General features: G+C 67.1%; 14 protein-coding genes. 10 read left to right on the top strand and 4 right to left on the bottom strand.

Translation table 11 applies throughout. From position 1 onward, the window contains the following. Positions 1-49 precede the first annotated feature (49 nt). On the top strand, positions 50-433 hold the full coding sequence (locus tag ABZW16_RS18960; protein ID WP_354957215.1) for a PPOX class F420-dependent oxidoreductase: 384 nt from the start codon (positions 50-52) through the stop codon (positions 431-433). A 59-nt stretch (positions 434-492) separates the two neighbouring features. Here ABZW16_RS18960 and ABZW16_RS18965 read toward each other — a convergent pair whose 3' ends face one another. From ABZW16_RS18965 to ABZW16_RS18975, 3 genes are all read right to left on the bottom strand, one after another. Then, positions 493-1,890, bottom strand: a complete 1,398-nt coding sequence (locus ABZW16_RS18965; RefSeq protein ID WP_354957244.1) for a metallopeptidase TldD-related protein — start codon at positions 1,888-1,890, stop codon at positions 493-495. Between the two features lie 8 nt (positions 1,891-1,898). Next, positions 1,899-3,428 carry a TldD/PmbA family protein gene (locus tag ABZW16_RS18970; protein WP_354957216.1) on the bottom strand — a complete coding sequence of 510 codons (1,530 nt, stop codon included), beginning with the start codon at positions 3,426-3,428 and terminating at the stop codon, positions 1,899-1,901. 102 nt (positions 3,429-3,530) lie between these two features. After that, positions 3,531-4,298 (bottom strand): glucose 1-dehydrogenase, encoded by a 768-nt coding sequence (locus tag ABZW16_RS18975; protein ID WP_354957217.1) that lies wholly within the window; start codon positions 4,296-4,298, stop codon positions 3,531-3,533. Between the two features lie 86 nt (positions 4,299-4,384). Between ABZW16_RS18975 and ABZW16_RS18980 the strand changes: the two genes are divergently transcribed. Then, complete coding sequence (locus tag ABZW16_RS18980) at positions 4,385-4,720, top strand: helix-turn-helix transcriptional regulator (protein WP_354957218.1); 336 nt, start codon at positions 4,385-4,387, stop codon at positions 4,718-4,720. Between the two features lie 76 nt (positions 4,721-4,796). Then, the gene (locus ABZW16_RS18985; protein ID WP_354957219.1) at positions 4,797-5,450 is read left to right on the top strand and encodes a helix-turn-helix domain-containing protein; all 654 of its coding nucleotides are present in this window, start codon (positions 4,797-4,799) and stop codon (positions 5,448-5,450) included. A gap of 4 nt (positions 5,451-5,454) precedes the next feature. Here ABZW16_RS18985 and ABZW16_RS18990 read toward each other — a convergent pair whose 3' ends face one another. Further along, positions 5,455-6,222, bottom strand: a complete 768-nt coding sequence (locus tag ABZW16_RS18990; protein ID WP_354957220.1) for a TSUP family transporter — start codon at positions 6,220-6,222, stop codon at positions 5,455-5,457. Positions 6,223-6,306: 84 nt separating this feature from the next. On the opposite strand from ABZW16_RS18990, the gene ABZW16_RS18995 reads away from it, so the two are divergent. The 7 genes from ABZW16_RS18995 to ABZW16_RS19025 all read left to right on the top strand — a co-directional run bounded on the left by ABZW16_RS18995 (position 6,307) and on the right by ABZW16_RS19025 (position 26,577). Beyond that, positions 6,307-7,485, top strand: a complete 1,179-nt coding sequence (locus ABZW16_RS18995) for a histidine kinase (protein WP_354957221.1) — start codon at positions 6,307-6,309, stop codon at positions 7,483-7,485. Between the two features lie 70 nt (positions 7,486-7,555). Further along, complete coding sequence (locus tag ABZW16_RS19000) at positions 7,556-8,215, top strand: response regulator transcription factor (protein WP_354957222.1); 660 nt, start codon at positions 7,556-7,558, stop codon at positions 8,213-8,215. A gap of 84 nt (positions 8,216-8,299) precedes the next feature. Continuing rightward, positions 8,300-8,776 carry an FxsA family protein gene (locus ABZW16_RS19005; RefSeq protein ID WP_354957223.1) on the top strand — a complete coding sequence of 159 codons (477 nt, stop codon included), beginning with the start codon at positions 8,300-8,302 and terminating at the stop codon, positions 8,774-8,776. 97 nt (positions 8,777-8,873) lie between these two features. Then, the gene (locus tag ABZW16_RS19010; RefSeq protein ID WP_354957224.1) at positions 8,874-9,131 is read left to right on the top strand and encodes a hypothetical protein; all 258 of its coding nucleotides are present in this window, start codon (positions 8,874-8,876) and stop codon (positions 9,129-9,131) included. 27 nt (positions 9,132-9,158) lie between these two features. Then, entirely contained in the window at positions 9,159-10,751 is a 1,593-nt protein-coding gene (locus ABZW16_RS19015; RefSeq protein WP_354957225.1) for an amidohydrolase family protein, read from the top strand. Positions 10,752-10,858: 107 nt separating this feature from the next. Then, positions 10,859-12,517 (top strand): apolipoprotein N-acyltransferase, encoded by a 1,659-nt coding sequence (gene lnt, locus ABZW16_RS19020; RefSeq protein ID WP_354957226.1) that lies wholly within the window; start codon positions 10,859-10,861, stop codon positions 12,515-12,517. Positions 12,518-12,912: 395 nt separating this feature from the next. Then, positions 12,913-26,577: an amino acid adenylation domain-containing protein gene (locus ABZW16_RS19025; RefSeq protein ID WP_354957227.1), complete on the top strand. Its 13,665-nt coding sequence runs from the start codon at positions 12,913-12,915 to the stop codon at positions 26,575-26,577. Positions 26,578-26,755: the final 178 nt, after the last annotated feature.

A 26,755-nucleotide genomic window follows, 5' to 3' on the forward strand; every position in this document is an offset into this window, starting at 1 on the left:
TGCTCGAGCGTGCCGAGCCCGCTGGCTCGATCCCGGATAGGCTGCCCATATGACGAACACGCTGGATGCGGTCGGCAAAGCCGATTACGTGTTGTTGACGACCTTCCGCAAGGACGGCACGCCGGTCGGCACCGCCGTCTGGGCGGCCGAAGACAACGGAAAGCTGTACGTGTGGACCGAGACCAATAGCTGGAAGGTCAAGCGGCTGCGCAACAATCCGGCCGTCACCCTGCAGCCGTGCAATCCGTCGGGCAAGCCGCGTGGTGAGGTCATCGAAGGCACCGGTCGAGTGCTCGATGCCGAAGAAACCCAGCGCGTCCGCAAGCTGATCAAGCGGAAGTACTGGCTGCTCGGCCCGATCCTGGTGAACGCGAGCATTATTCGCCGCGGCAAATCCGGCACCATCGGCCTCGAGATCACCCCCAGCGCGTAATCGCCCCGCCGCTTGATCATGAGCGCCGGGCCCGCCCAGCGAGCCCGGCACCGGCCGGATCAGGTCGCCTGGCTCACCGAGGACATGTGGAAGTCCGGAATTCGCAAGGGCGGCATAGCAGTTCGGGTGAACCAGTCCTTCCATTCGCGGGGCAGGGTGGTTTCGGTGGCCCCCGCCTCGGTGGTGCGGCGCAGTATGTCGATCGGACTCTCGTTGAAGCGGAAGTTATTGACGGCGGCGGTGACCTCGCCGTTCTCCACGAGGTAGACGCCGTCGCGGGTGAGGCCGGTGAGCAGCAGGGTGGCCGGATCGACCTCGCGGATGTACCAGAGCGTGGTGAGCAGCAGGCCGCGTTCGGTATTGCCGATCATGGTGTCGAGCGTCGCGCCGGAGCCGCCGGTCAGCAGCAGATTCCCACCGGGAACCGTAGTGGGGGCGCCGAATTCGGCGGCGGTGGCGCGCGGGTAGACCAGGGATTCGATGACGCCATCGCGCAGCCAGTCCACGCGCTGGGCGGTCAGGCCATTGTCGAAGACCGACAGTGATTCCGAGGACGATGACGTCGCGACGAACGGACGGTACTCGAGTCCGCTGGCGGCGGGATCGGAATAGAGTGTCAACGGAATCTCACTGAGCCGCTCGCCGATTCGGGTGCCACCGGCCTTGGCGAAGGCGCTGTGCCCCTCGTGCGCGCCACGGCCCTCCATGGTCCAGGCCATGTAGATCATCAGATCCGCGACCGCCGAGGGCGGCAGTAGGGTTTCGTAACGTCCGGCGGGCAACTCGACCCGCCGCTTGGACCAGTCCAGTCGCCGCGACAGCTCGCTCAGCAGGCCGGGAATATCGACATCGGTGAAGGTGGAGGTTCCGACACCAACCCACGCACTCGCCAGATCCGCACCCTCGCCGCGCTTTCCATTGATCTCCACCGAACCGGTGGGCTGGACGAACCGGCGGCGAATGCCGGTCGAGGTGCCGAGCCAGGTGGTGTGCATCTGGTGGTGGGCGAATCCATAGAGCCGGTCGGCGCCGTCGAATCCGCCCGCCAGATCGCGCGCCACCTCGGTGAACACCTCGATGCCCGTACTGCCCGGCGCGGAGGCCCAATCGGCGGTATCGTCGCCGCCCGACAGGTGATCGGCATCCGGTGTCAATAGCGGCATCGCGTCCTTGGCGGGTTCGGCGGTGCGGGCTGCTGCTTCGCTGGCGTGCACGACGGCCTCGATATCGTCGGGGTCGACGCTGGTGGAGCTGACACTGCCGACGCGCGCGGCATTCGGGCCGTCCCGGAATATCGAGATGACCGACCATTCCCGCGAAATCGAGGAACCGTTGGTGGTCATCGAGTTGCCCGCCCAGCGCAGCGACGCCTCGTGCGCGTCGGTGACGATCACCATCGCCTCGTCCGCGTGTGAGAGCGCCAGCGCCTGCTCGACCACCGCGCCCGCGGGCATCATGCGCTCCGTCACTGACCTGCCTCCGTCCGGGTGTTGAGAATGTTGATACCGCGCACCAGGACCGACGGGCAGCCGTGGCTGACCGCCGCGACCTGGCCGGGTTGGGCCTTACCGCAGTTGAATGCGCCGCCGAGGCGCCAGGTGGACGGGCCACCGACCGCCTCCATGGCGCCCCAGAAGTCGGTGGTGGTCGCCTGGTAGGCGACATCGCGCAGCTGGCCGTCGAGTTCGCCGTTCCGAATCCGGAAGAACCGCTGGCCGGTGAACTGGAAGTTGTAGCGCTGCATATCGATCGACCACGACTTGTCGCCGACGATGTAGATGCCATTGTCGACCCGGGAGATGAGTTCGGCGGTGCTGGTGTCGTTTTCGGGGTCCGGCTGCAATGAGACATTGGCCATGCGCTGGATCGGCACATGGTGCGGGGAGTCCGCGTAGGAGCAGCCGTTGGAGCGTGTCAGGCCCAAGCGCGGAGCGAAGACACGGTCGAGTTGGTAGCCGACCAGCACGCCGTCGCGCACCAGATCCCAGCGCTGTCCGGCGACGCCGTCGTCGTCATAGCCGACCGAGGCCAGACCGTGCACCTCGGTGCGATCACCGGTGACGTGCATGATCGGCGTCCCGTACCGGAGTGTGCCGAGCTTGTCCGGTGTCGCGAACGAGGTACCCGCATAGGCGGATTCGTAGCCGATGGCCCGGTCGTATTCGGTGGCGTGGCCGATGGATTCGTGGATGGTCAGCCACAGGTTGGTCGGGTCGATCACCAGATCGGTGGGGCCCGCCTCGACGCTCGGTGCCTTCACCTTCTCCGCGAGCCACCCGGGGATCTGCGCGAGCTCTTCGTTCCAGTCCCAGATTCCGTCCGCACCGGTGACGTACTCCCACCCGCGTCCGGCCGGGGCGGCCAGGGTGCGCATGGTCTCGAAACCGCCCGCCGTGGAATCCACGGTGATCGCCTCGAGCTGCGGGTGCAGGCGCACTCGCTGCTGGGTGATCACGGAGCCGGCGGTGTCGGAGTAGAAGGTCTGTTCCTTGACCTGCAGCACCGAGGCGGTCACATGGTCGACGCCGTCGGCGGCGGACAGGCGGCCCGAATAGTCCTGCAGCAGTGCGACCTTGTCGGCGGTCGGCACCGCGAACGGATCCACCTCGTAGGCCGAGACCCAGTGCACATTGTCGTAGCGCGGTTCGTCGGCGAGTTCGACACGCTCGCGGTTGAGGGCGCGCAAGGTCGTCGCCACGGTGACCGCCCGGCGCGCCACCTCGGCGGCGGTATCCGGGGTGAGTGCGGCATGCGAGGCGAAACCCCAGGTGCCGTCGACGATCACGCGCACGGCGAAACCGAGGTCGGTGGCATTGCTGATCGCCTCGACCCGGCCGTCGCGCAAGCGGATCGACTGGGTGACCAGCCGATGCACGCGCAGATCCGCATGCTGGGCACCCGCCGCGCGCGCCGCGGACAGGGCGGCGTCGGCCAGCGCGTGCAGCGGTAGCGCAAGGAACTCGGCGTCCACATCTTTGGAAGTCGCGATGCTCACCCGACCAAACCTAGTCGGTCCGGCGGGCGAGCGCCGCTCCCCGGGCGCTGACGCACACCATATCGCTGCCACGCCGCACGAAATGCCCGGCGGCGCCGAGGCTTACACCATGGCCGCGGGTGTGGCGGCGACGAGTCCGCCGTCGACGAGCAGGTCCTGTCCATTGATGTAGGACGCCTCTTGGGAGGCGAGGAAGGCCACCGCGGCGGCGACGTCATCGGAGGTACCGATGCGGCCCGCGGCCACCGAGGCCACCGCGGCGGCCTGGACCTCGGCCGAAGCCTCGGCGTAGAACGCCGGCGTCGCGGTATAGCCCGGGCTCACGGAATTGACCCGAATGCCCCGTGGCGCCAGTTCGGCCGCCAGCGTGCGCGCCAGATTGTGCACGGCCGCCTTGGTCGCCGAGTAGAGGGCCGCGCCGGGCCCGCCGCGATGCAGTGCGAACGATGCGTTGATCACGATCGCAGCACCGTCGGCCAGCAGCGGGAGGGACTTCTGGATGGTGAAATACGCGGCTTTGAAGTTGATATCGACCACGCGGTAGAACTCGGTCTCGGTGACCTCGGTCAGCGGCTGGAACGCACCGATGCCCGCATTGGCGAAAACCACGTCCAGCCGTCCGAATCGGTCCTGGATGGCGGCGGTCAGCGCGTCGAGATCGGCCAGATCCGCGGCGTCGCCCGGCACCGCGAGGACGCGGTCACCGCTGTTCAACTCCTCGACGGCGGCATCGAGCCGGATCTTATCGCGCCCGGTGATGACCACCCGCGCGCCCTCGTCGAGCAACCTGCGCGCGGTGGCCAGGCCCATACCGCTGGTACCGCCGGTGATCAGCGCGACCTTGTTGTCGAATCGGGAACTGCTCGGCATGACACGACCTCTCATACAGTTGGATTGTTCAAATACTTACGTACAGTTCGACTGTATGTCAACAATCGAGCTATCCTGATCGTGTGATGACGGCACATCCCGAGCGGGATCGGATCCAGTTGGCGAATGTCTTTGCCGCCCTGGGGAACCCGTTGCGGCTGCAGATCGTTCGGGTACTCGCCGACGGGGGCGAGCACACCTGCGGCTCGATCGTGGACGGTGTGCCCAAGTCGAATCTGACCCATCATTACCGGGTACTGCGCGACGCCGGGATCATCTGGCAGCGACCGTCCGGTCGCGAGACGCTGCAGTCGTTGCGTCGCGACGATCTCGACGCCCGCTTTCCCGGCCTACTGGACTCGGTGATCGACGCGGCGCGCCACGATATCGCCGCAGACCAGCCCGACGCGAGCCGAATTTGATCACGGTTCGGTCGCACGGCGCGCGCGAAAGTCGGGCTTACCGTACCTAAGTCGCGTTATGCCGTACTGTGCCCGCGTGCCGCCATCCGCCCTCCGTGACCGTAAACGGGAACGTACCCGCCGCGCCCTCCTCGAAGCAGCCGTCGAACTTTTCGAGGGCAGAGGTTATGAGGAGACCACGGTGGCCGATATCGCCGCCGCCGCGGAGGTGGGTACCCGAACGTTCTTCAACTACTTCGCCAGCAAGGAAGAGTTGCTGTTTCCGGAGCAGGACGAACGGGTGCGCGCCGCGGTGGCGGCGATCGCCAGCCGTCGGCCCGGTGAGCGGCCGGTGGAGGTGCTACTGCGGGCACTGCGGGCGGCCGGTGACAATCCGGGCGAACACCTGGTCGACGATCTGAACGCGCGGCTAGCCGCACTGCGCGCACAGGTTTCGCGCACCGTGCCCGCGGTGAGCGGACGCGCCGCGCATGCGCAGCTGGTCGCCCAGCGCGAGATCGCGCGCCAGTTGCATATGGCGTTCCCGGCGGAACTGGACGAGGTCGGCGCGGCCGCACTGGTCGGTGCCGTGGTCGGCGCGGTATCCGGTGCGCTGACGGTGCTGTTCCAGAGTCCGGTGGCCCGAGTGGACGGTGAGCGACTGCATCGCAAGATCCACGAAACCACCTCGCGGGTGCTGCAGCCCTGGCTCGCGTCGAGTACCAAGATGCACGTCGGACCCATGCACTGACCGGTCAGCCGAATTGCTGCCATCCCAAACGGATCACCATCCCGACGACCACCACCAGCAGCACGACCCGCACGAACTGCGCGCCATTGCGTAATGCCATGTGCGAGCCCAGAATCGCGCCCGCCACATTGCCGACCGCCATGGCCGCGCCGAGCGCGAACATGATGTGACCGGTGACGCCGAAGAAGACCAGTGCGCCGAAATTGGATCCGCAGTTGATCACCTTCGCCATCGCGGCCGCGCGCACGAATTCGGTGCCGAGCATGGTGGCGAAGGTGATGATCAGGAAGGTGCCGGTGCCGGGGCCGAGCAGTCCGTCGTAGAAGCCGATCAGTCCGGCGGCCATGGCGATCACGAGTACGACCTTGCGTCGCGTCGGCGGATGCGTTGCCATGGTGACGCCGATCGACGGTCGCAGTGTGACGAAGACGGCAACCCCGACCAGCACCACCATCACAATCGGGATGAACAGGTCGCGATCGATGAGCGATACCGCAGCCGCACCGGTCGCAGCGGTGCCCGCCGCGATTGCCGCCGCGGGCAGCAGCGTTCGCCATTGCATCGGAACCTTCCGCGCGAACGTCATGACCGATGCGGTGGTACCGGCCACCGCGGCGAGTTTATTGGTGCCCAGCGCCGTCTGCGGGGCGATGCCCGGCGCCACGAGGAACAGTGTCGGCAGGATGATCAATCCGCCGCCGCCGACCACCGCGTCCACCCAGCCTGCCGCGGTCGCGGCCGTCAATAAGGCCGCCCAATCTGCGAAATCCACCCGGTCAGCCAACCAGATGGTTGGGTTCTGCGCCGTCGGCGGGTGCGGCCGCTGCCGGTTCCGGTCACACCTAGGCTGATATTCGTGCGTCGGTTCAGTCTGTGGCTTCGCGGCAAGCCCCTCATCGCGGATTCGATCCTGGCCGCCGCGCTCATGTTGTTCGAGGTGCTCGGGGTCAGCAACTCCGATAACAAGCTGGCCTATCTGGGAATCGGTGTACTGCTGCCGGGTCCGGTGGCATTTCGGCGGCTGTACCCGCGCGCGATGGCCGCGGCGATGCTCGGGCTCTCGATCGCCTCGGCACTCGTGAGCTACGCGTCCGAGGACAAGGCCGACCACATCGCGCTGCTCGGACTCGGCATCATGCTGTACACCCTGGTCGCCTACGTCGGCCGCAAGGAAGCGCTGTGGTATGCGCTCGGGTTGGTCGCCGACAGCGCCATCTCATTTCTGCTGCTGCACAAGCCATCCGGTTCGGACCTGATCTTCACCGTGATGTTCTACGCACTGTGCTGGACACTGGCCGAGTTCATCGGTGCGCGCCACGCCTACGACCAAGAGGTGGCAGCACGGCTCGCGGTCGCCGATTACGATCGGGAACGCCGCGCACACGATGCCGTGGCCGCCGAGCGCACCCGCATCGCCCGCGAACTGCACGATGTCGTCGCACACGCGGTCAGCGTGATCATCGTCCAGGCCGACGGTGCGAAGTACGCGCTGCGCCGCGATCCGGATGCCGCCGAACGGGCGTTGGCCACCATCGCGGGCACCGGCCGGGAGGCACTGCGCGAACTGCGCAGGACCGTCGCCCTGCTGCGTATCGAACACGCCCCCGATCAGCTGCCGCAGCACGGAACCGCAGGTTTGGCCAAGGTGGTCGAGATGATGCACGACACCGGCCTGGCCGTGGAACTCGAAATGACCGGCGAACTCGACGACATCACCCCCGAGGTAAGTCTCGGCATGCACCGCATCGTCCAGGAATCGCTGACCAATACGCTCCGGCACGCGGGCTCGCACCCGAAGGCGTGGGTGCGCGTGCAGCGCCGCGCGACCGATGTCGTCATCGAGGTCACCGACACCGGCGGGGTTCCGGTGCGGGAGCAGGCCGCGAGCCCGATCGAGGGCGGCGGTATGGGATTGGTCGGCATGCGCGAGCGCATCGCCGTCCTCGGCGGCACGCTGGAGGCGGGCCGCACATCCGACGGCGCATGGCGGGTGTACGCGACCATCCCACTGCAGCGCGGCAACGAAAGCTGTTAGCGGAGGCATTCTTTCGACGCTGCGCGCACGGTATCGAAAACGCGCTGGACGGTGCCGATAGATTAGGGACGTGCCGATTACCGTTCTCGTTGTCGACGACCAGGAACTCATGCGCATGGGATTGAAGATGGTGCTCGGTGCGCATCCGGATATCGAGGTGATCGGGGAGGCCGAGAACGGGGCCATCGCCATAACGCGGGCCAAGGAGTTGCGCCCGGATGTGGTGCTGATGGATGTGCGGATGCCGGTGGTCGACGGTGTCGCCGCGACACAGCGCATCGTCGAGGCGGGCGACGGCTGCAAGGTCCTGGTGATGACGACCTTCGACCTCGACGAGCATGCGCTCGGCGCGCTGCGGGCGGGGGCGAGCGGATTCCTGCTGAAGGACACTCCGCCCGAGGATCTGGTCTCGGCGATCCGGAGCGTGGCCGGTGGTGATGCGGTGGTGTCGCCCAAGGTGACCAAGCGACTGCTGGACCGGCTCATCGCCGATGATCCCGGCGGTATGCGGGATCCAGTGGTGCTCGAGGTACTGACCGCGCGCGAGCGCGAGGTGCTCGAGCAGATCGCGGCGGGCCGGTCCAATGCCGAGATCGCGGAGCAGTTGTACCTGTCCGAGGCGACCGTCAAGACGCACGTCGGGCGGGTGCTGACGAAACTCGGTCTGCGCGACCGGGTTCAAGCGGTGGTGCTGGCGTACGAGACCGGGCTGGTTCGACCCGGCGGGTGAGATCTCAGCGAGCTATCAGGCTGGTTCGGGAGAAAAATCGGACCGCGCGACGTTGAACCGGGTAGATCGTCCGAAAGGATCGCCATGCCCGCCGTACTGTTCGTGCTCTACGTCATCGTCGAGATCGCCGCGCTGATCGCTGTCGGCCAGCTCATCGGTGTGATGCCGACCATCCTGCTGCTGATCGCCGGATCCGCCGCGGGCATGCTGCTCATCGGCTCACAGGGCCGTCGCGTCTTCGAACAGTTCCGCCGTGCCGGGCGCGGGGAAATCAATCCGGGTACCGCGGTCGCGGACGGCGCGCTCGTCGCCGCTGGCGGATTCCTGATGTTCATCCCGGGTCTGGTCACCTCGTTCTTCGGACTGCTTCTGCTGCTGCCGCCGACCCGCTTCCTGGTCCGTCCGCTGGTCGCCGCGTTCGCGGCGCGCCGGTTCAGCCGTCTGGCCGCGGCGATGCCGTATCGCGGCGTGATCATCGACGGTGACGATGTGGTCGACGGCGTTGTGGTCACCGAGTGGTACGACGACCCGCGCCCGTCGACCCGCCCCGCCCTGCCGTAACCGCTCGCCCGCCGATCGGACCTTCGCGCGATAAACCGTGCGAATTTTCACGGCCACGGCCATTTCGAAGGACGCCGCAAAGGACTAGGGTGGCCGGATGGCGACCGAAGAGCTCACCGTCACGGTGAGTGAGGAGCTGGCGGCGGCGGTCAGGCAGGCCGCAGCCGCTGCGGGACAGTCGATTTCCGGATTCACGGCAGCAGCGCTGCGGCTGGAACTGATCGCGGTGGAGGCAGGCATGCGGGCCGCACCCGATCGCTACGCAGCACCGCCGAGATATGCGCAGGTCATGGCGGTGCTGGCGCAACCGGCGGACGTATCCCCGATAACGCGGCTGTCCGACTCGAAGGACTGAAACGCCCATACGGCAGACTGGTCTCTCGTGAGTACCCAGTTGCTGATCGGCGGTCGTTTCTACAGTTCGAGTTCACCCGACGCGACGGCAATGGCCGTGACCGACGGCACGGTGGTCTGGCTGGGTGCCGAACAACCGGGACGCGCGCTGCATCCGGATGCAGAGATCATCGATCTGGCCGGGGCTTTCGTCGCGCCCGCATTCGTCGATCCGCACGTGCATGTGACCGCGCTGGGGCTGAAGCTGACGGGACTCGATCTGTCGGCGGCACGGTCGCTCGAGCACTGCCTGGAGCTGTTGCACGCGTTCGCGGTGGCCCATCCCGATGGCGCGATCCTCGGCGACGGCTGGGATGAGACCGGTTGGCCGGAGGGGCGGCCGCCGACGGTCGAGGAGATCGATGCGGCGGTGCTGCCGGGTCGGCAGGTGTACCTGTCACGGGTGGACGCGCATTCGGCGGTGGTGTCTTCGGCACTGCTGAACGCCGCGGTCACTGCTGTGGACGGGTTCACCCGTGGTGAGCCGCTGCGTGCCGCGGCACACCATCTCGTGCGCGGCGAAGTTCTGGCGGGATTGGATCGCGTACAACGGGATCGGGCCCGCAAGGCGGCACTGGACGCCGCGGCCGCACGCGGCGTCGTCGCGGTGCACGAATGCGGCGGACCGGAGATCGCCGGCCGCACCGATATTCGCGAACTGCTCGAGTTCGAGCACGGCGTCGAGGTGCGGGCCTATTGGGGTGAGGCGGTGCGCACCGCCGACGAGGCGCGGGCGCTGGTCGCCGAACTCGGGGTGCACGCGTTGGGTGGCGATCTGTTCGTCGACGGGTCGATCGGCTCGCGCAGCGCGCGGCTGCGCGCGCCCTACGCCGACCACGCTGGAACCGGCCTGGGCTATCTCGATGCCGATACGATCGCCGCGCATGTGCGCGCCTGCACCGAGGCTGGCATCCAGGCCGGCTTCCACGTCATCGGCGATGCCGCGATGGACCAGGTCATCGCCGGTTTCGGACAGGTTGTCGACGCACTCGGCGGCCCGGGCGTCGCGGCGCGCGGCCACCGCGTCGAACATGCGGAGATGATCGACGCCGACCAGATCGCCCAACTCGGTGCCTGGGGTGTAATAGCCAGTGTCCAACCGGGTTTCGACGCGAGCTGGGGCGGTCCGGACGGTATGTACGCCACCCGCTTGGGCTCCGAGCGCGCCGCCGCCCTGAATCCCTTCGCGGCCATGGCCGCCGCGGGTATTGCCCTGGCCATCGGCTCGGATGCCCCCGTTACCGCCCTCGACCCCTGGTCCGCGATCCGCGCCGCGGTCAACCACCGCACCCCCGGCCACGGCCTCTCACCCCGCGCCGCCTTCGCTGCCGCCACCCGAGGCGCCTGGCGCGCGGGTGGTATCCGCGACGGCCTGGCTGGCACGCTGGTTCCGGGAGCCCCCGCCTGCTACGCGATCTGGGACGCCGGCGACCTCGTCGTCGCCGCGGCCGCCGACACCGTCCAACGCTGGTCGACCGACCCCCGCTCCCGGGTACCCGGCCTGCCGTCGCTCGACCCCGAGGCGAAGCTGCCCACCTGCCTGCGCACCGTGCACCGCGGAGTAACCATCCATGAGGCCTGAAACACCCCGGATTCCCGGCCCACACCCGCAATCCTGGTGCTGCAAAGCCGAATTCGCGACGAAAGCGCCGAAAATGGCCATACTCGGCCGTGCGGTGGGGAGCGCCGATGAGTGACGGATCTATCACGACGGTGCTTACCCGGATAGCCGCGGCGCTCGATCGGTATCCGGTGCTGAGTCGTGCCGTGGCGGCGGTGATCGCCGGGTTGCTGATCTTCGGGAGCTTTCCGCCGCGTCCGCTGTGGTTCCTGGCGCCGATCGGAATCGCGGTATTGACGCTGACCGTGCGTGGTGCCGGGCGGCTGCGGAGTGGGTTCGGATACGGCATGCTGGCGGGGCTCGGATTCTTCGTGCCGCTGTTGCCGTGGACCGGGATCTATGTGGGGCCGGTGCCGTGGCTCGCACTGTCGACGGTGTGTTCCTTATATATAGGACTTTTCGGGCTCACGGCTCGGTTGCTGTCTGCACTACCCGGGTGGCCGCTGTGGGTGGCGTTGGCCTGGACGGCGACCGAGTGGCTGCGGTCGAGTTTTCCGTTCGGCGGATTCCCGTGGGGGCGACTGGCATTCGGGCAGGCCGACGGGTGGTACCTGTCGCTCGCCATGGTGGGCGGTGCGCCGCTCATCGGATTCGCGGTGGCGCTCACCGGAACTACAGCGGCGGCTCTGCTCGTACGCCTGTGGGCTCGAATGACGACCGCGTCGACGACAGGTGGAAAACTCACCCGCCTCGCCGCCGCGACACGCCTCGGAGTTGTCGCCGCGGCGGCGACCCTGGTTGTTGTCCCGATGACCGCACTGATCCTCCGGGCGGCGCTGCCCGGCCCGGAGGAGGGCGACCGCACGATCACCGTCGCCGCTATCCAGGGCAGCGTGCCCCGGCTGGGTTTGGATTTCAATGCGCAGCGGCGCGCCGTGCTGGACAACCATGTCCGGCGCACCGAGGAATTGGCTCGCGACGTCGCGCAGGGCCGGGTGCGCAAGCCCGATGTGGTGATCTGGCCGGAGAACTCCTCCGATATCGATCCGCTGCGCAATGCCGACGCGGCCGCCGAGATCACCGAGGCCGCCGAGCAGATCGGCGCGCCCATACTCGTCGGCGCGGTACTGGTGAACAGCGATCGCACGACGTCGAACTCGGTGATCGTCTGGAACGGTGCGGCCGGGCCGGGGGAGCGCCACGACAAGAAGATCATCCAGCCGTTCGGCGAATACCTGCCCATGCGCGGCTTCTTCCGGCTGTTCTCCGAATACGCCGACCGCGCAGGATACTTCGTGCCGGGCCACGGCGACGGCACGGTCCACGCGGACGGCATCGATATCGGCGTCGCAACCTGCTACGAGGTCGCCTTCGACCGCGCCTTCCGTGATTCCATGCATGCGGGCGCGCAATTGCTGACCGTACCCACCAATAACGCCACCTTCGGCGACAGCGAGATGACCTACCAGCAGCTGGCCATGTCCCGGGTCCGCGCCGTCGAACACGGCCGTGCCCTGGTGGTCGCCGCCACCTCGGGCGTCAGCGCCATCATCACCGCGGACGGCGCGGTCCAGCAGCAGACCCCGAAATTCGTCCCAGCCGCACTGGTCGCCGAGCTGCCGCTGCGCAGCACCACAACACTCGCGACCCGATTCGGCGCCGCGCCGGAACTGCTGTCGGTTATTATGACCGCTGCTGCTGTAGTGGTGACAGCTATTCGTCAGCTAAATGCGCGTGGCAGTAACTCAACCGACCGAGAAGCCACCACGGACCAGTCGGTCGGTTGAGCGCATCGGATCTGCTGAACACAGCGAGCGAGTATTCCCTCTAACCGAACAATCGGTTTGTTCCGGGGCTGGTGTTACCGACGGTCGGCAAGCCCTGGGCGCTAGCCTGCCGTTTGCTGAGCCGTAACCAAGGCCGCGGCGTGTGGTCATCACGCCTTCCCTTCCTCGTTTTACGGCATAGGCCCAGCAAAATGTCACATTTGCGGAAAGATAGCCCACGAAAGTGTGCTGCCGCCGACGGCGTTGGAAGTGAAACAAATCAGCAACGCTGGCCATCCGCTACATCCGGTGCTCCGAATCAATGGGCGTGGATCACGTCCTACGGCTGGCGCATGCGCGCCTGCGGTGGCGGTGCTCGGGGAGATGCGCATCAACAGCGGCAGAAGGAGTGATTGATGAGTTCATTGGCCACGGATCGCGTCGACCAATGCTCTTCTGGTGAATTCTCGGCACAACCATTCGCACTGTCGCCTGCGCAAACAGCCTTGTGGTACGCCCAACGGATTCGCCCCGACGTTCCGCTCACCATCGCCCAGTATGTCGAGATCCACGGCGACCTGGATGTCGGCCGCCTGCTCTACTCGATCGAACGCTTCGGCGCCGAAACACAGGTTGGACATGTACGCCTGGTAGAGATCGACGGCGTCCCGCATCAGGTGATCGACCACACCTTCCGCCCGGGCTGGGACCGGATCGATCTGCGCGACGAGCCTGATCCACACGCTGCCGCGCTGCGCTGGATGAACGAGCACGCCAGCTCGCCGATCGATTTCGAGAGCGATCCGCTGACCACGAACGTAATGCTGCGAACCGGCGAATCCGACTACATCTGGTACGCACGCGGCCATCACATCGTGATCGACGGCTACGGTGCGATGAACGCGCTCACCCGCACCGCGGAGATCTATACGGCGCTGGAAAACCACACCGAACCGGCCGTCTCGCGCGCGACGCCGCTGGCGAAAATCTATGCGGACGAATCCACCTACCGGGATTCCGGCCGGTTCCGCACCGACCGCGACTACTGGCTCGAGCAATTGGCGGGCGCTGGTGGACCGATGACGCTGTCCAATGTGATCGGCCTGACCGCCGCCCCCGACGCGGGGCGGCGGCGTGCTTGCGCGGTCCTCGACGAACGCGCCGAGACGGCCATGAACGCGGCGACGGCCGCATTCGAGACCCACAGCTCGACCATGTTCGTCGCGGCACTGGCCTGCTATGTGCGTTCGGTGACCGGCAATCCGGATGTGGTGCTGAGCCTGCCGGTTTCCGCGCGGACCACGGTCGCGCTGCGCCGTTCCGCGGGTGTGGTCTCCAATGTGGTGCCGATCCGGCTGCACTTCGACGCCGACACCACCGTCCGCGACGTGGTGCGCGGCGCGGAATTGCAGATCACCGGCGCGCTGCGGCATCAGCTCTACCGACACGACGACATCCGCCGCGACTGCGGCTACTCCCGCGACGCGCGTGGCTTCTTCGGCCCGATGGTCAACATCATGCTGTTCCATGACGAGCTGAAGTTCGGCAGTCTGCTCGGCTCGCTGCACGTGCTCGCCACCGGCCCGGTCGAGGACCTTTCCATCAATGTGTACAACGGCGAGGGCGGCCGCATCCACATCGACTTCGAGGCCAACCCGGGGCTCTACACCGATACCGAGGTCACGGCGCACCACGCCCGGTTCCTGGACTTCCTGACCCGATTCCTCGCCGCCGACCTCGACACCCACGCCGAAAGCCTCGCCGCGATCACCGACGACGAGCGCGAGCGCGTGCTACGCACCTGGAACGCCACCGGGACGGCACTGCGTCCGGGCACCCTGTCCGGTCTGTTCGCCGATCGCGCGATGATCTGCCCGGATGCGGTCGCGCTCGAATTCGCCGACGAGACACTGACTTACCGCGAACTCGACGAGCGGGCCAACCGCCTGGCCCGCCTGCTGATCGCCCGCGGCGCGGGCCCGGAGACGGTGGTCGCCTTGTGCCTGCGGCGCAGCATCGAACTCGTCGTCGGCATGTACGCGGTCATCAAGGCGGGTGCGGCCTACCTGCCCCTTGATACGGAGAACCCCGCCGAGCGGATCGATCAGATCCTGGAGCAGGCCGAACCCGTGTGCGTATTGATCGCGGCCCGCGACGAACTCACGCTCCCGGAGCGCGCGGCCGTGCTGGCCATCGACACCGTCGACATGTCGAATATCGACGCCGCTCCGATCACCGACAGCGACCGCCGCACTCCGCTCCGCGCCGACCATCTCGCCTACGTCATCTTCACCTCCGGCTCGACCGGAAAACCCAAGGGCGTCGGTGTAACCCACACCGCGATCGTCAACCGGCTGCGCTGGATGCAGCACGAATACCCCCTCGACGGCACCGACGCCGTCCTGCAGAAGACCCCGGCCACCTTCGACGTCTCGGTCTGGGAATTCTTCTGGCCCTTGCAGATCGGCGCGCGATTGGTCATCGCCGAACCCGACGGGCACCGTGATCCCGCCTACCTGGCTCGGATCATCAGCGAAAAGTCCATCACCACGGCGCATTTCGTGCCATCCATGCTGTCGGTGTTCGTCACCGACACCGATGTGCGCGATTGCGCCGGTCTGCGCCGAGTGTTCTGCAGCGGTGAAGCATTGCCCGCGGCCACCGTTCGCGATTTCCGCGCCGCCCTGCACGGGCCGGAACTGCACAATCTGTACGGACCGACCGAAGCCGCCGTCGACGTCACCTACTGGCCGTGCTCGGCCGAACCGGCCACCGTGCCCATCGGATCTCCGGTGTGGAACACCCAGACCTACGTCCTCGACTCGCTCCTGCGGCCGGTGCCGCCGGGGGCAGCGGGGGAGCTGTATCTTGCGGGCGTCCAGCTGGCGCGCGGGTATCTCGGCCAATCCCAGCTCACCGCGGACCGTTTTGTGGCCAACCCGTTCACTCCCGGCGCTCGGATGTACCGCACCGGCGACTTGGCCCGCTGGCAGGGCGATCCGGATCTCGGTCGGCACGAGGACGATTCGGATCGCGGCGTGCTGGAATACCTGGGCCGCAGCGATTTCCAGGTCAAGATTCGTGGCCTGCGTATGGAACTCGGTGAGATCGAGGCGGCATTGCTGGCCGACGAGCGGGTCGCGCGCGCGGTGTGCGTGGCCCACACCAGCCGAACCGGCGACGAGCTCGCCGCCTATGTCGTTGCCGCCCCGGCATTTACGGCGGACCTGGACACCACCACACTGCAGAATGCGTTGCGCCGTACCCTGCCCAACTACATGGTGCCCGCCTCGCTGATGGTTCTCGATGAACTACCGCTCAGTGCCAACGGCAAGATCGACCGCAAGGCCCTGCCCGAACCCGTCATCGCCCGCCCGGTCGGGCCGGTCACCGCCGAACCGCGCAGTGAGGTGGAGCGGGTACTCGCCGGCATCTTCAGCGAAGTCCTGTGCATCGACGAAATCGGTGTCGGGGACGGCTTTTTCGACCTGGGCGGCAATTCGCTCATCGCCGCACGCGCGGTGGCGCGGATAAACGCCACGCTCGGCGCCGGGCTGACCATCCGTGACCTGTTCGAGGCGTCGACCATCGCCGCGCTCAGTGAGCGTTTCGCCACACACAACCCGGACGCGTCCTCCCCGAAACTGGTCCCGGCCGAACGGCCGCGACGGATTCCGCTGTCGCTGGCCCAGCAGCGGCTGTGGATCCTCAACCGTTTCGCCGAACACGCCGCCGCATACAACATGCCGCTGGCCGTCGAAATCGACGGGCCGATCGATCTCGTGGCGCTGCGAGCCGGTCTCGTCGATGTGATCGAACGCCACGAATCCCTGCGCACCACTTTTCCGGACGGGGCGGACGGACCCTGCCAGCTGATACATCCTGCTACCGAGATCCCGCTGACCCTGGATCCGATCGACGCCATCGGCGCCGATATACGCGAACTCGCCGAAGAGTTCGCCGGCTACGGCTTCGACCTGCGCAGCCAGGCCCCGATTCGGGTCGCACTGTGGACCACCGCACCGGATCGGCACGTTTTCCTCATTGTGCTGCACCACATCTGCGGTGACGGCTGGTCGGTGGCGCCAATGGCCAGGGACCTGATGACCGCCGTCACCGCGCGCGCGGAGGGCACCACACCGCACTGGAAGCCGCTGCCGGTGCAGTACGCCGATTTCGCACTGTGGCAACGGGAACTGCTGGGTGACGAAGCCGACCCGGCCAGTGCACTGAGCCGTCAGCTCGCCTACTGGCGCTCGGCCCTGCGCGGTCTGCCCGACCAGCTCGACCTGCCGCTGGATCGTCCGCGTGCACTGCGCCGCTCGACCACCGGCGGCCGAGTCGAGTTCACCATCGCCCCCGAGATCCGCCGCGCCGCGGGCGAACTCGCGGCCAGCCGGGGCGTCAGCATGTTCATGGTGCTGCACGCGACACTGGCCACCCTGCTCGCCCGGCTGTGCGCGAGCACCGATGTCACCATCGGCACCCCGATCGCCGGTCGCTCCGATCCGGCGCTCGATGACCTCGTAGGCATGTTCGTCAATACTCTGGTACTGCGGACCGAGGTCGATCCGACAGCCGGATTCGACCAGATGCTCGACGTTGTCCGCGAAACCGATCTCAACGCCTTCGCCAACGCTGATGTGCCGTTCGAGCGGCTGGTCGAGCTCGTCAACCCGGAGCGCTCCGCCGCCAGGCACCCGCTGTTCCAGGTGATGTTGTCCTACGATCACGCACCCGATCTGAGCATCAATCTGCCCGGTGTGCAGTCGCGGGTGCTGCCGATCGCCGCCGATATCGCTAAATTCGATCTGCAGCTGGAGGTGCACGACGGCCTGTCCGATGGCCCGCTGCACGCCGAATTCGGCTATGCCACTGATGTTTTCGACCAGCGCACGATCGAATCGTTCGCCCACCGCTTCATCGCCGTACTCGGTGCCGTTGTCGCCGCGCCGAATATGCCGGTCGGTGATCTGGACATCCTGGATACGCGCGAGACCGCGAAGCTGGTGCCGATCGCGGGCGCACCCGGCGAACCGTCGATCACACTGGCGCGGTTGCTCACCGACACCGCCGAGCGGGTACCCGATGCCATCGCCGTGCGTTATAACGACACCGATACCAGCTACCGCGAACTCGATGAGATGTCGAATCGCCTGGCGCGCACCCTGATCGAACACGGCGCCGGACCCGAGGTCGTGGTGGCGATCGCGCTGCCGCGCAGTCTCGACTCGATCGCGGCCATCTGGGCGGTCGCGAAGACCGGTGCGGCATATGTGCCGATCGATCCGAGCTACCCGGCCGAGCGGATCGGGCATATGATCGCCGATTCCGGCGCCATGCTCGGACTCACCGTGCCGGATTGCCTGGTTGCCATGCCCGCCTGGCCCGCCGCGCGCGGCAAACACCGCAAGCATTACGTCGACTGGCTGGTGCTCGGATCCGACGAGCTGGCCACCGAATCCGCCCGACACGGTACCGATCCCGTCACCGACGCGGATCGGCATTACCCGCTGCGCACCGGACATCCGGCCTACCTGATCTACACTTCCGGCTCCACCGGAAAGCCGAAGGCGGTAATCGTCGCCCACGCCGGTATCGCCTCGCTGGCGAATGAGCAGATGCATCTGTTCGGCGTGACGGATTCGGCACGGACATTGCACTTCTCCTCGCCCAGTTTCGATGCGTCGGTGCTGGAGATGCTGCTCGGCTTCGCGGCGGGCGCGACCATCGTCGTCGCACCCGCTGGCATGTACGGCGGTGCCGAACTTGCCGAATTGCTGCGCACGGAGCGTGTCACGCATGCCTTCATCACCCCGGCCGCGCTGGCCACCGTGCCGAACGAGGGACTCGACGAACTCGAGGCCGTCATCGTCGGCGGTGAGGCGTGCTCGGAGGAACTGGTCGAGCGCTGGACGCGCGGGCACCGCATGCACAACATGTACGGACCATCGGAGGCGACCGTCGCCGCTACCGCCAGTGGTCCGATGCACGCGGGCCGTGCCGTACCGCTCGGCATGCCGGTGCGCGGCATGCGGCTGTTCGTACTCGATGGCCGACTGCATCCGGTCCCGCCGGGCACGCCGGGAGAGCTCTACCTGTCCGGTCCCGGTCTGGCGCGCGGCTATCTCGGCCGCTACAGCCTTACCGCACAGAGCTTCCCGGCCAACCCGCTCGGTAGGCGCGGGGAGCGGATGTACCGCACCGGCGATCTCGTGGTCTCCGATCCGATCGGACAGCTGCGCTTCCTCGGCCGCGCCGACGACCAGATCAAGATCCGCGGCTTCCGTATCGAACTGCGCGAGATCGACCATGTACTTCGCGCGCACCCGGGAGTGGCGCGCGCGCTCACGGTCGTCCACACCGACGATGAGGGCGAGACCCGCCTGATCGCCTACGTGACCGCGGACGAGGCGATCGATGCCGCCGATATCACCGAGACCGCGCGGCAGCGGCTGCCCGGCTACATGGTGCCCGCCGCGATCACCGTACTCGACGAGATGCCGGTGACCCCGTCCGGCAAACTCGACCGAAAGGCCTTGCCCGCACCGGTTTTCGCGGCAGCCGGTACCTCGCGCGCACCGCGCACCGAACTGGAGCGGCAGGTCGCCACAGTGTTCGGCGATATTCTCGGCCACCCGGTGACCGGCGCCGAGGACAGCTTCTTCGACGTGGGCGGCAATTCGCTGCTCGCCACCCGGCTCGCGACCGCGCTGTACGAGCAGTTCGGTGTCGACCTGCCGGTGCGGCTGATCTTCGAGACACCGACGGTGGCCGGGATCGCGGCACGCATAACGGAAGCGCCCCGGACGCAACGGATGGCGCTGGCTGTGCATATCCCACGTCCGGGACGCATTCCATTGTCGCTGCCCCAGCAGCGACTGTGGTTCCTCAATCGATTTTCACCCGAATCGAGTGCGTACAACATCGCATTCGTCATTCGAATCGACGGCGATCTGGATATACCCGCTCTGCGCGCGGCACTGACCGACCTGGTGGACCGACATGAGGTGTTGCGCACCGTCTTCCCCGAGGACGGTGCGGGCGCACAGCAATCGGTACTGCCCACCGTCCGGGCCGTGCCGGTACTCGATGTGGTGCCGACCGACGAGGGCGCCGCCGAACAGACGTTGCGGGCATTCGCGCGTACCGGATTCGATCTCACCAGGGACATTCCGCTGCGGATCACCTTGCTACGCACCGAAACTCGGCGGCACCTGCTCGGCATCGTGCTGCACCACATCGCCGCCGACGGCTGGTCGCTCGGGCCATTGACCAAAGATCTGGCGGCCGCCTACATGGCCAGGCACGAGGGCGGTGTACCCGCCTGGACGCCACTTCCGGTGCAGTACGCGGACTTCGGGCTGTGGCAGCGGGCCTACCTCGGCGATGAGGCCGATCCGCAGAGCCTCGCGAGCGAACAGCTCGCGTACTGGCGCACCGCGCTGGCGGACCTGCCCGAGGAACTGCCGTTGCCCTACGATCGGCCGCGTCCCGCCCAGCCGACACAGCAGGCGGGCACCGTGCGCTTCAGTGTGCCCGAGCCGGTGCAGCATGCCCTCGCCGAACTTGCGCGCAAACAAGGCGTCAGTACGTTCATGGTGCTGCGTTCGGCGCTCGCGGTATTGCTGCGTTTCGTTACCGGCGGTCGCGATATCGTGATCGGCACGCCGGTCGCGGGCCGCAACGACACCAAGCTCGACGAGTTGGTCGGCATGTTCGTCAATACGCTGGTATTGCGTTCGGACGTCGACCCGGACATTTCGTTCGCGACGCTGTTGCGCGCGGATCGGGATACCGAGCTGGCCGCCATGGCGCACGGCGATATTCCGTTCGAGCGCATCGTCAAGGAACTGGGCCGCGGCGCCCATAGTGGCAGTCGCCATCCGCTGTTCCAGGTGGCGCTGACGGTGCAGGACGGGCCGATGCCGTCGCTCGAACTGCCCGGCCTGGCACTGCGCGCCGAGGAACTGGATATCGCGCTGGCGAAATTCGACCTGGAGTTGCGGGTGGCGACGGTGTCCCGCGACACCGGTTCGGGCGAGTCTTGGCGCGCGTTCGAATTCATCTACGCCGCAGAGCTTTTCGACGCCGCGACGATCAAGACGCTGGCCGATCGGCTCCTGGCGGTGCTGGCGGCCATTAGCGGTACGCCACGGGCGCTGGTTCGAGATATCGACGCGCGCACCGAATTCGAGCGACGTGTGCTCACCCCGGCCATCGGCGCGCCGTCCACGCCGCAGTGCACGCTGGCCGAGTACTTCACCGCGACCGCGCATCGGAATCTGCACCGCACGGCCGTTCGAGCGGGCAGCATCTCGCTGACCTACGCCGAGGTCGACCGGCGCTCGAATCGCTTGGCGCGGGCGCTGATCGAACGCGGTTTCGGTGCGGGGGACCGGGTAGCGCTCGGCCTGACCCGCTCGATCGAATCGGTGGTCACGATGCTCGCCGTCGCCAAATCCGGTGCGGCGTTCGTGCCGGTCGATCCGAACTACCCGGTCGACCGGGTGCGGCACATGCTGGTGGACTCCGGCTGCCAGGTCGGCATTACCATGTCCGTGCATGCTGATCGGCTGTGCCCGGCGGACGGACCGGTCACCGACTGGTTGCTGATTGATGATCCCGAATTCGCCGATGAGCTGGCCGAACTCGATGACAGCCTGGTCGAGGACCACGACCGCCTGGGCACCATCGACATCGCCGATCTGGCGTATGTGATCTACACCTCGGGCTCGACCGGAAAACCCAAGGGCGTGGCCGTCACCCACAGCGGCCTGTCGAATTTCGGCGACGAGGTCCGCGACCGCATGCGAATCGACCAGGATTCGCACACGCTGCACTTCTCCTCACCGAGTTTCGACGCGGCCATCTTGGACTTGCTGCTCGCGATCGGATCCGGCGCGACCATGGTGATCTGCCCAACCGATATCTATGGTGGCGACGAACTGGCCGCGCTGCTGGAGCGCGAATGCGTCACCCACGCGTTCATCACCCCGGCCGCGCTGGCCACTATTGATCGGCAGCGGTGGTCATTGCCGAACCTGCGTGCACTGCTGGTGGGTGGTGAGGCCGTCGGTGCCGAGTTGGTGGCCCGCTGGGCGCCGGGACGGCAGATGCACAACGTATATGGGCCGACCGAAACCACCATCGTCATCACGATCTCGGATCCGCTGGCGGTCGGTGGGCCGAACACCATCGGCACCCCGGTGCGCGGTGCGCGGGCGCTGGTACTCGACGAGCGGATGCGCCCGGTTCCGGTCGGTGTGCCCGGCGACCTGTACCTCGGCGGATTCGGTGTCACGCGTGGGTATCTCGACCGGTTCGAGCTCACCGCGACACGGTTCGTCGCCGACCCCTACGGTCCCGCGGGTTCGCGGATGTACCGCAGCGGTGACGTGGTGCGCTGGAATGCCGCGGGCGAAATCGTCTACCTCGGACGTAGTGACCATCAGGTGAAGGTGCGCGGCTTCCGCATCGAACTCGGCGAGATCACCAATGTGCTCGTCGACCATCGAGATGTGCGGTTCGCGCACACCGAGGTGCGCCACATCGCGGGTGCGGACCGGATCGTCTCGTTCATTCAGCCCACCGACGAAACGCGCACGCTGGATATCGACGCGGTGCGTGCCCATGTTGCCGAAAAACTGCCCGCGCATATGGTTCCGGCCAGTATCACTGTGTTGGAAGGGATTCCGCTGACCCCGACCGGCAAGTTGGATATCGCCGCACTGCCGGAACCACAGTTGACGGTGCGCGCCGCGCTGCGCGCACCCGAGACCGCCGCCGAGCGAATGGTCGCCGAGGTGATGGGCGAATTGCTCGGCCTCGAAACCGTGAGCGCCGACGACAGCTTCTTCGATATCGGCGGAAATTCGCTGCTGGCAACGCAACTCGTGACCCGCCTGGCCGCGGCGACGAGTACTCGGCTCGAGGTGCGGACCGTCTTCACGGCGCCGACGGTCGCCGAACTCGCGGCGCTGCTCGACTCCGGAGCCGGTGCGGACACCGGGCTGGAGCTGGCGCGCCGCGAGCGGCCGGAGCGGATTCCGTTGTCGGCTGCCCAGTACCGGCTGTGGTTCCTGAACCGGTTCAACGAGATCGGCGCCGATGCGGGCACTACCGCTGGTGCGTACAACGTTCCGGTCGTGCTGCGCCTGCACGGCGAACTCGATGTCGATGCGCTGGTGCGGGCGCTGCACGCGGTGCAACGGCGGCACGAAACGTTGCGCACAGTGTTCCCCGAGATCGATGGGGCGCCCGTACAGCAAGTGCTCGATCCCGCCGACGCCGAGGTCGCGGTGTTCGCCGTGACCATGCCGCCCGCGGAAGTTCCCAGCGCTGTACAGGATTTCGCGACGCCGGGATTCGACCTGGCGACGACCGTGCCGATCCGCGCCGCGTTGATCACGGTCGATACGGCCGGCGCCATCGACGCGCCGCCAGCGGCGTCGGCCGAGCACATCCTGGTACTGGTCGTGCACCACATCGCCATCGACGGCTGGTCGCTGGAACCCCTGGCCGCCGACGTGGCCGTCGCATACCGAGCGGCATGCGAGGAAAAGACCCCCGACTGGCCGGAATCCGAGGTCCAGTACGCGGATTACGCACTGTGGCACCAGGACACGCTCGGCAGCGAGGACGAGCCGGATTCGGTGGTGAACCGCCAGCTCGACTACTGGCGGCGCACCCTCGACGGGATTCCGGAGCTGCTGAGCCTGCCCGCGGACCGGTCGCGTCCGCCCGCACCGACCTACCGCGGCGGCACGGTCGAATGTGCCATCGATCCGTTCGCCCATCGCGAACTGCACAAGATCGCCATCGGCAATAACGTCAGCATGTTCATGGTGCTGCACGCCGCGCTCGCGGTGCTGCTACACCGGATGACCGCGACCGATGACATCGTCGTCGGCACCCCGATCGCCGGGCGCGGCCATCCCGCGCTGGATCGGATGGTCGGCATGTTCGTGAACACGCTGGTGCTGCGCACCCGGATAGATCCCGACGCCAGCTTCACCGATCTGCTGCACACCGTGCGCGATACCGATCTGGACGCGTTCGCGCACGCCGACCTGCCGTTCGAACGCCTCGTCGAGGTGCTGAATCCGGTTCGCTCGCAGGCGCATCACCCGATGTTCCAGGTGATGCTGTCGGTGCAGAATCATCCGGTGCGGGTGGTAGATCTGCCCGGGCTGTGGATCGAGGCGGAGGATGTCGATACTGGTATCGCGAAGTTCGATCTGCAGTTCACCCTGACCGAATCCCACACCGACACAAGGGAACCGGCCGGGATCACGCTGGCGGTCAATTACGCGAGCGATCTGTTCGACGAGCAGACCGCCGAGTGGCTCGGCACCCGACTGGTCCGCCTGCTCGCCGCCATCGCCGCGAATCCGACCACCGCGGTGGGGGATCTGGAACTGCTCGATCCCGCCGAATGGTCCGGGCTCGCGCCGGTACGTGGGGCGCGGGCGGACCGGCCGGTCACCTTCCCGGAGCTGTTCGAGGTCGCGGTGAATGTCGACCGCAAGGCCATCGCGTTGCGCTCGGACGACACCCAGGTGAGCTACGACGCGCTCGACCGGTGGACCAACCGGCTGGCGCGGGTGCTCATCGAACGTGGCGTCGGTCCGGAAACGCTGGTGGCGCTGGGGATTCCGCGTTCGGTCGAATCGGTCGCGACCATGCTCGCGGTGGCCAAGGCGGGTGCGGCGTTCGTACCGGTCGATCCGATGTACCCCGCACAGCGGATCAGTCATATGCTCACCGATTCCGGTGCGGCGCTGGGAATCACGCTGTCCGAGCACCGCGATCGGATGCCCGGCGACGCCGAGTGGCTCGTGCTCGACGACGTCGAATTCCGCCGCCGGGTACTGGACGCATCCGATGAGCGTGTCGGGTCGGGAGAGCGGACCGCCCTGCTGCGGTTGGACAATCCGGCGTACGTCATCTACACCTCCGGTTCGACCGGCACACCCAAGGGTGTGGTGGTCACTCACGGTGGGTTGTCGAACTTCGCCGCGGAGACCGCGCAGCGCTTCGACGTCCACCCCGGTTGCCGGGTCCTGCATTTCGCCACGCCGAGCTTCGATGCCGCCATGCTCGACCTGCTGCTCGCACTGGGTGGCGCGGCGACGCTGGTGATCACGCCACCCGGTGTGGTCGGCGGGGCCGAACTGGGCAAGGTGCTCATCGACGAGGGGATCACACACGCGTTCATCACCACCTCGGCGCTGGGCACGGTCGATCCGACCGGGGTCACCGAGTTTTCGCACGTGCTGGTCGGCGGCGAGGCGTTGCCGCCCGAGCTGGTCAGTCGCTGGGCGCCAGGGCGCAACCTGTACAACGTGTACGGGCCGACCGAGACCACCATCGTCACGGTGATCTCGCAGCCCATGACGCCGGGCGGGCCGATAACCATTGGTGGCCCGATCCGCGGTGTCAACGCGACCATTCTCGACGCGCGTCTGCATCCGGCGCCGGTCGGGGTGACCGGTGAATTGCATCTGGCGGGTAGCGCCCTGGCACGGGGCTACCTGAACCGGCCCGGCCTGACGGCGCAGCGCTTCATCGCGAATCCGTACGGCAAACCGGGTGAGCGGATGTACCGCACCGGTGATCTCGCGCGCTGGTTCGGCCGCAGCCCCGACGGGGTCCGCGAGATCGAATACGTCGGCCGGACCGACCATCAGGTGAAGATCCGCGGCTTCCGCATCGAACTCGGCGAGATCGACGCCGCGCTCGCCCAGCATCACGCGGTGGAGTTCTCGACCACGATCGGGTACCGGACGCCCGCCGGTGCAACGGCGTTGGTGTCGTATGTGAAGGCGCGCAACGGAATCACGCCGAGTACCGCAGAGCTCACACAGCATGTCGCCGCCCGGGTGCCGAATTACATGGTGCCGCAATCGATCATGCTGATCGACGAGATCCCGCTCAGTCCGGTCGGCAAACTCGACCGAAACGCATTGCCGGAACCGGTCTTCAGCGCGACACAGGGCTATCGGGCACCGACCACCCCGACCGAAGCGCAGCTGTGTGCCGCCTTCGCGACGGTGCTCGGTGTCGAAACGGTGGGTGTCGACGATGGGTTCTTCGAACTCGGCGGCAACTCACTGCTGGCCACGAAGGTCGTGGCACAGCTGCGCGCCAACGGGATCGATCTCCCGGTGCAGCTGATGTTCGGCGACTCCACTCCGGCCGCCATCGCGGCCCGGCTGGATGGAACCGGCACCACGGGTGCGGCGATTGCCGCGACACTCGAGCCGATACTGCCCATCCGTGCCCGCACCGCTGCTAGCCGGGCTCCGCTGTTCTGCATCCATCCCGCGATCGGGCTGGCCTGGTGCTACTCGGGTCTGCTGGCGCACCTCGCACCGAACCGTCCGGTGTACGGACTACAGGCGCCGCATGTCGCGGGTGCGGAAGGGTTCGATTCGATCGGCGAGGCCGCGGAAAGCTATGTGGCGCATATCAAGTCGATCCAGCCGCAGGGGCCCTACCACCTGCTCGGCTGGTCGCTGGGCGGCCTGATCGCGCACGAGGTCGCGATCCAGTTGCAGCAGGCCGGTGACGAGGTCGCGCTGCTGTCGATGATGGACAGCTACCAGCTCAGCGATGAATGGCTCGAACATGCGATCCCGACCGTCGCCGAGATCATCGGCGAATTCGGCAGCGACGCATTGGGCGACGACGTCGAGTTCGACCAGAGTATGAGCCTGCGCGACGCCGCGGAACTGCTGCGTTCTCGCCCCGGCCCGTTCGCCGCGCTGACCGTCGAACACCTGGAGCGCCTCTATGCGGGCTACGCCAATGGCACCGTTCTCGCCCACGGCTTCCGCCCCCGCACCTTCAACGGCGACCTCCTGTTCTTCACCGCGGGCGATGATGAAATCAACCGCACCGATCCCACCCGGCGCGCCGCTGCCTGGCAGCCCTTCATCACCGGCACCATCCAGAATCACGACCTGCGCTGCAAGCATTCGGCCATGACGACACCGGAATCACTTGCCGTCATCGGGCCGGTGCTCAACGAACACCTCGAAGCCGCGGCGGCACGAGCGCGTGAGGCGCGACAGTGACTGTCGAGCGCGCAACAGCCCGCTCGGTACCGGGTGGTACCGGGTGCGGGTTCGGTGGCGTCGGGAAAAGACGCGAGTCGGTCCCGCGCACCGGGACCGGCGTCGGCACGTACGGCAGCGCCGGTCATGGCGGCGTCGCGCGTCAGAGGCTGTGGCCGTGTGCGGCGGGTTTCGAACA

The sequence above is a fragment of the Nocardia sp. NPDC004604 genome, from assembly GCF_040609795.1.
Lineage (GTDB): Bacteria > Actinomycetota > Actinomycetes > Mycobacteriales > Mycobacteriaceae > Nocardia.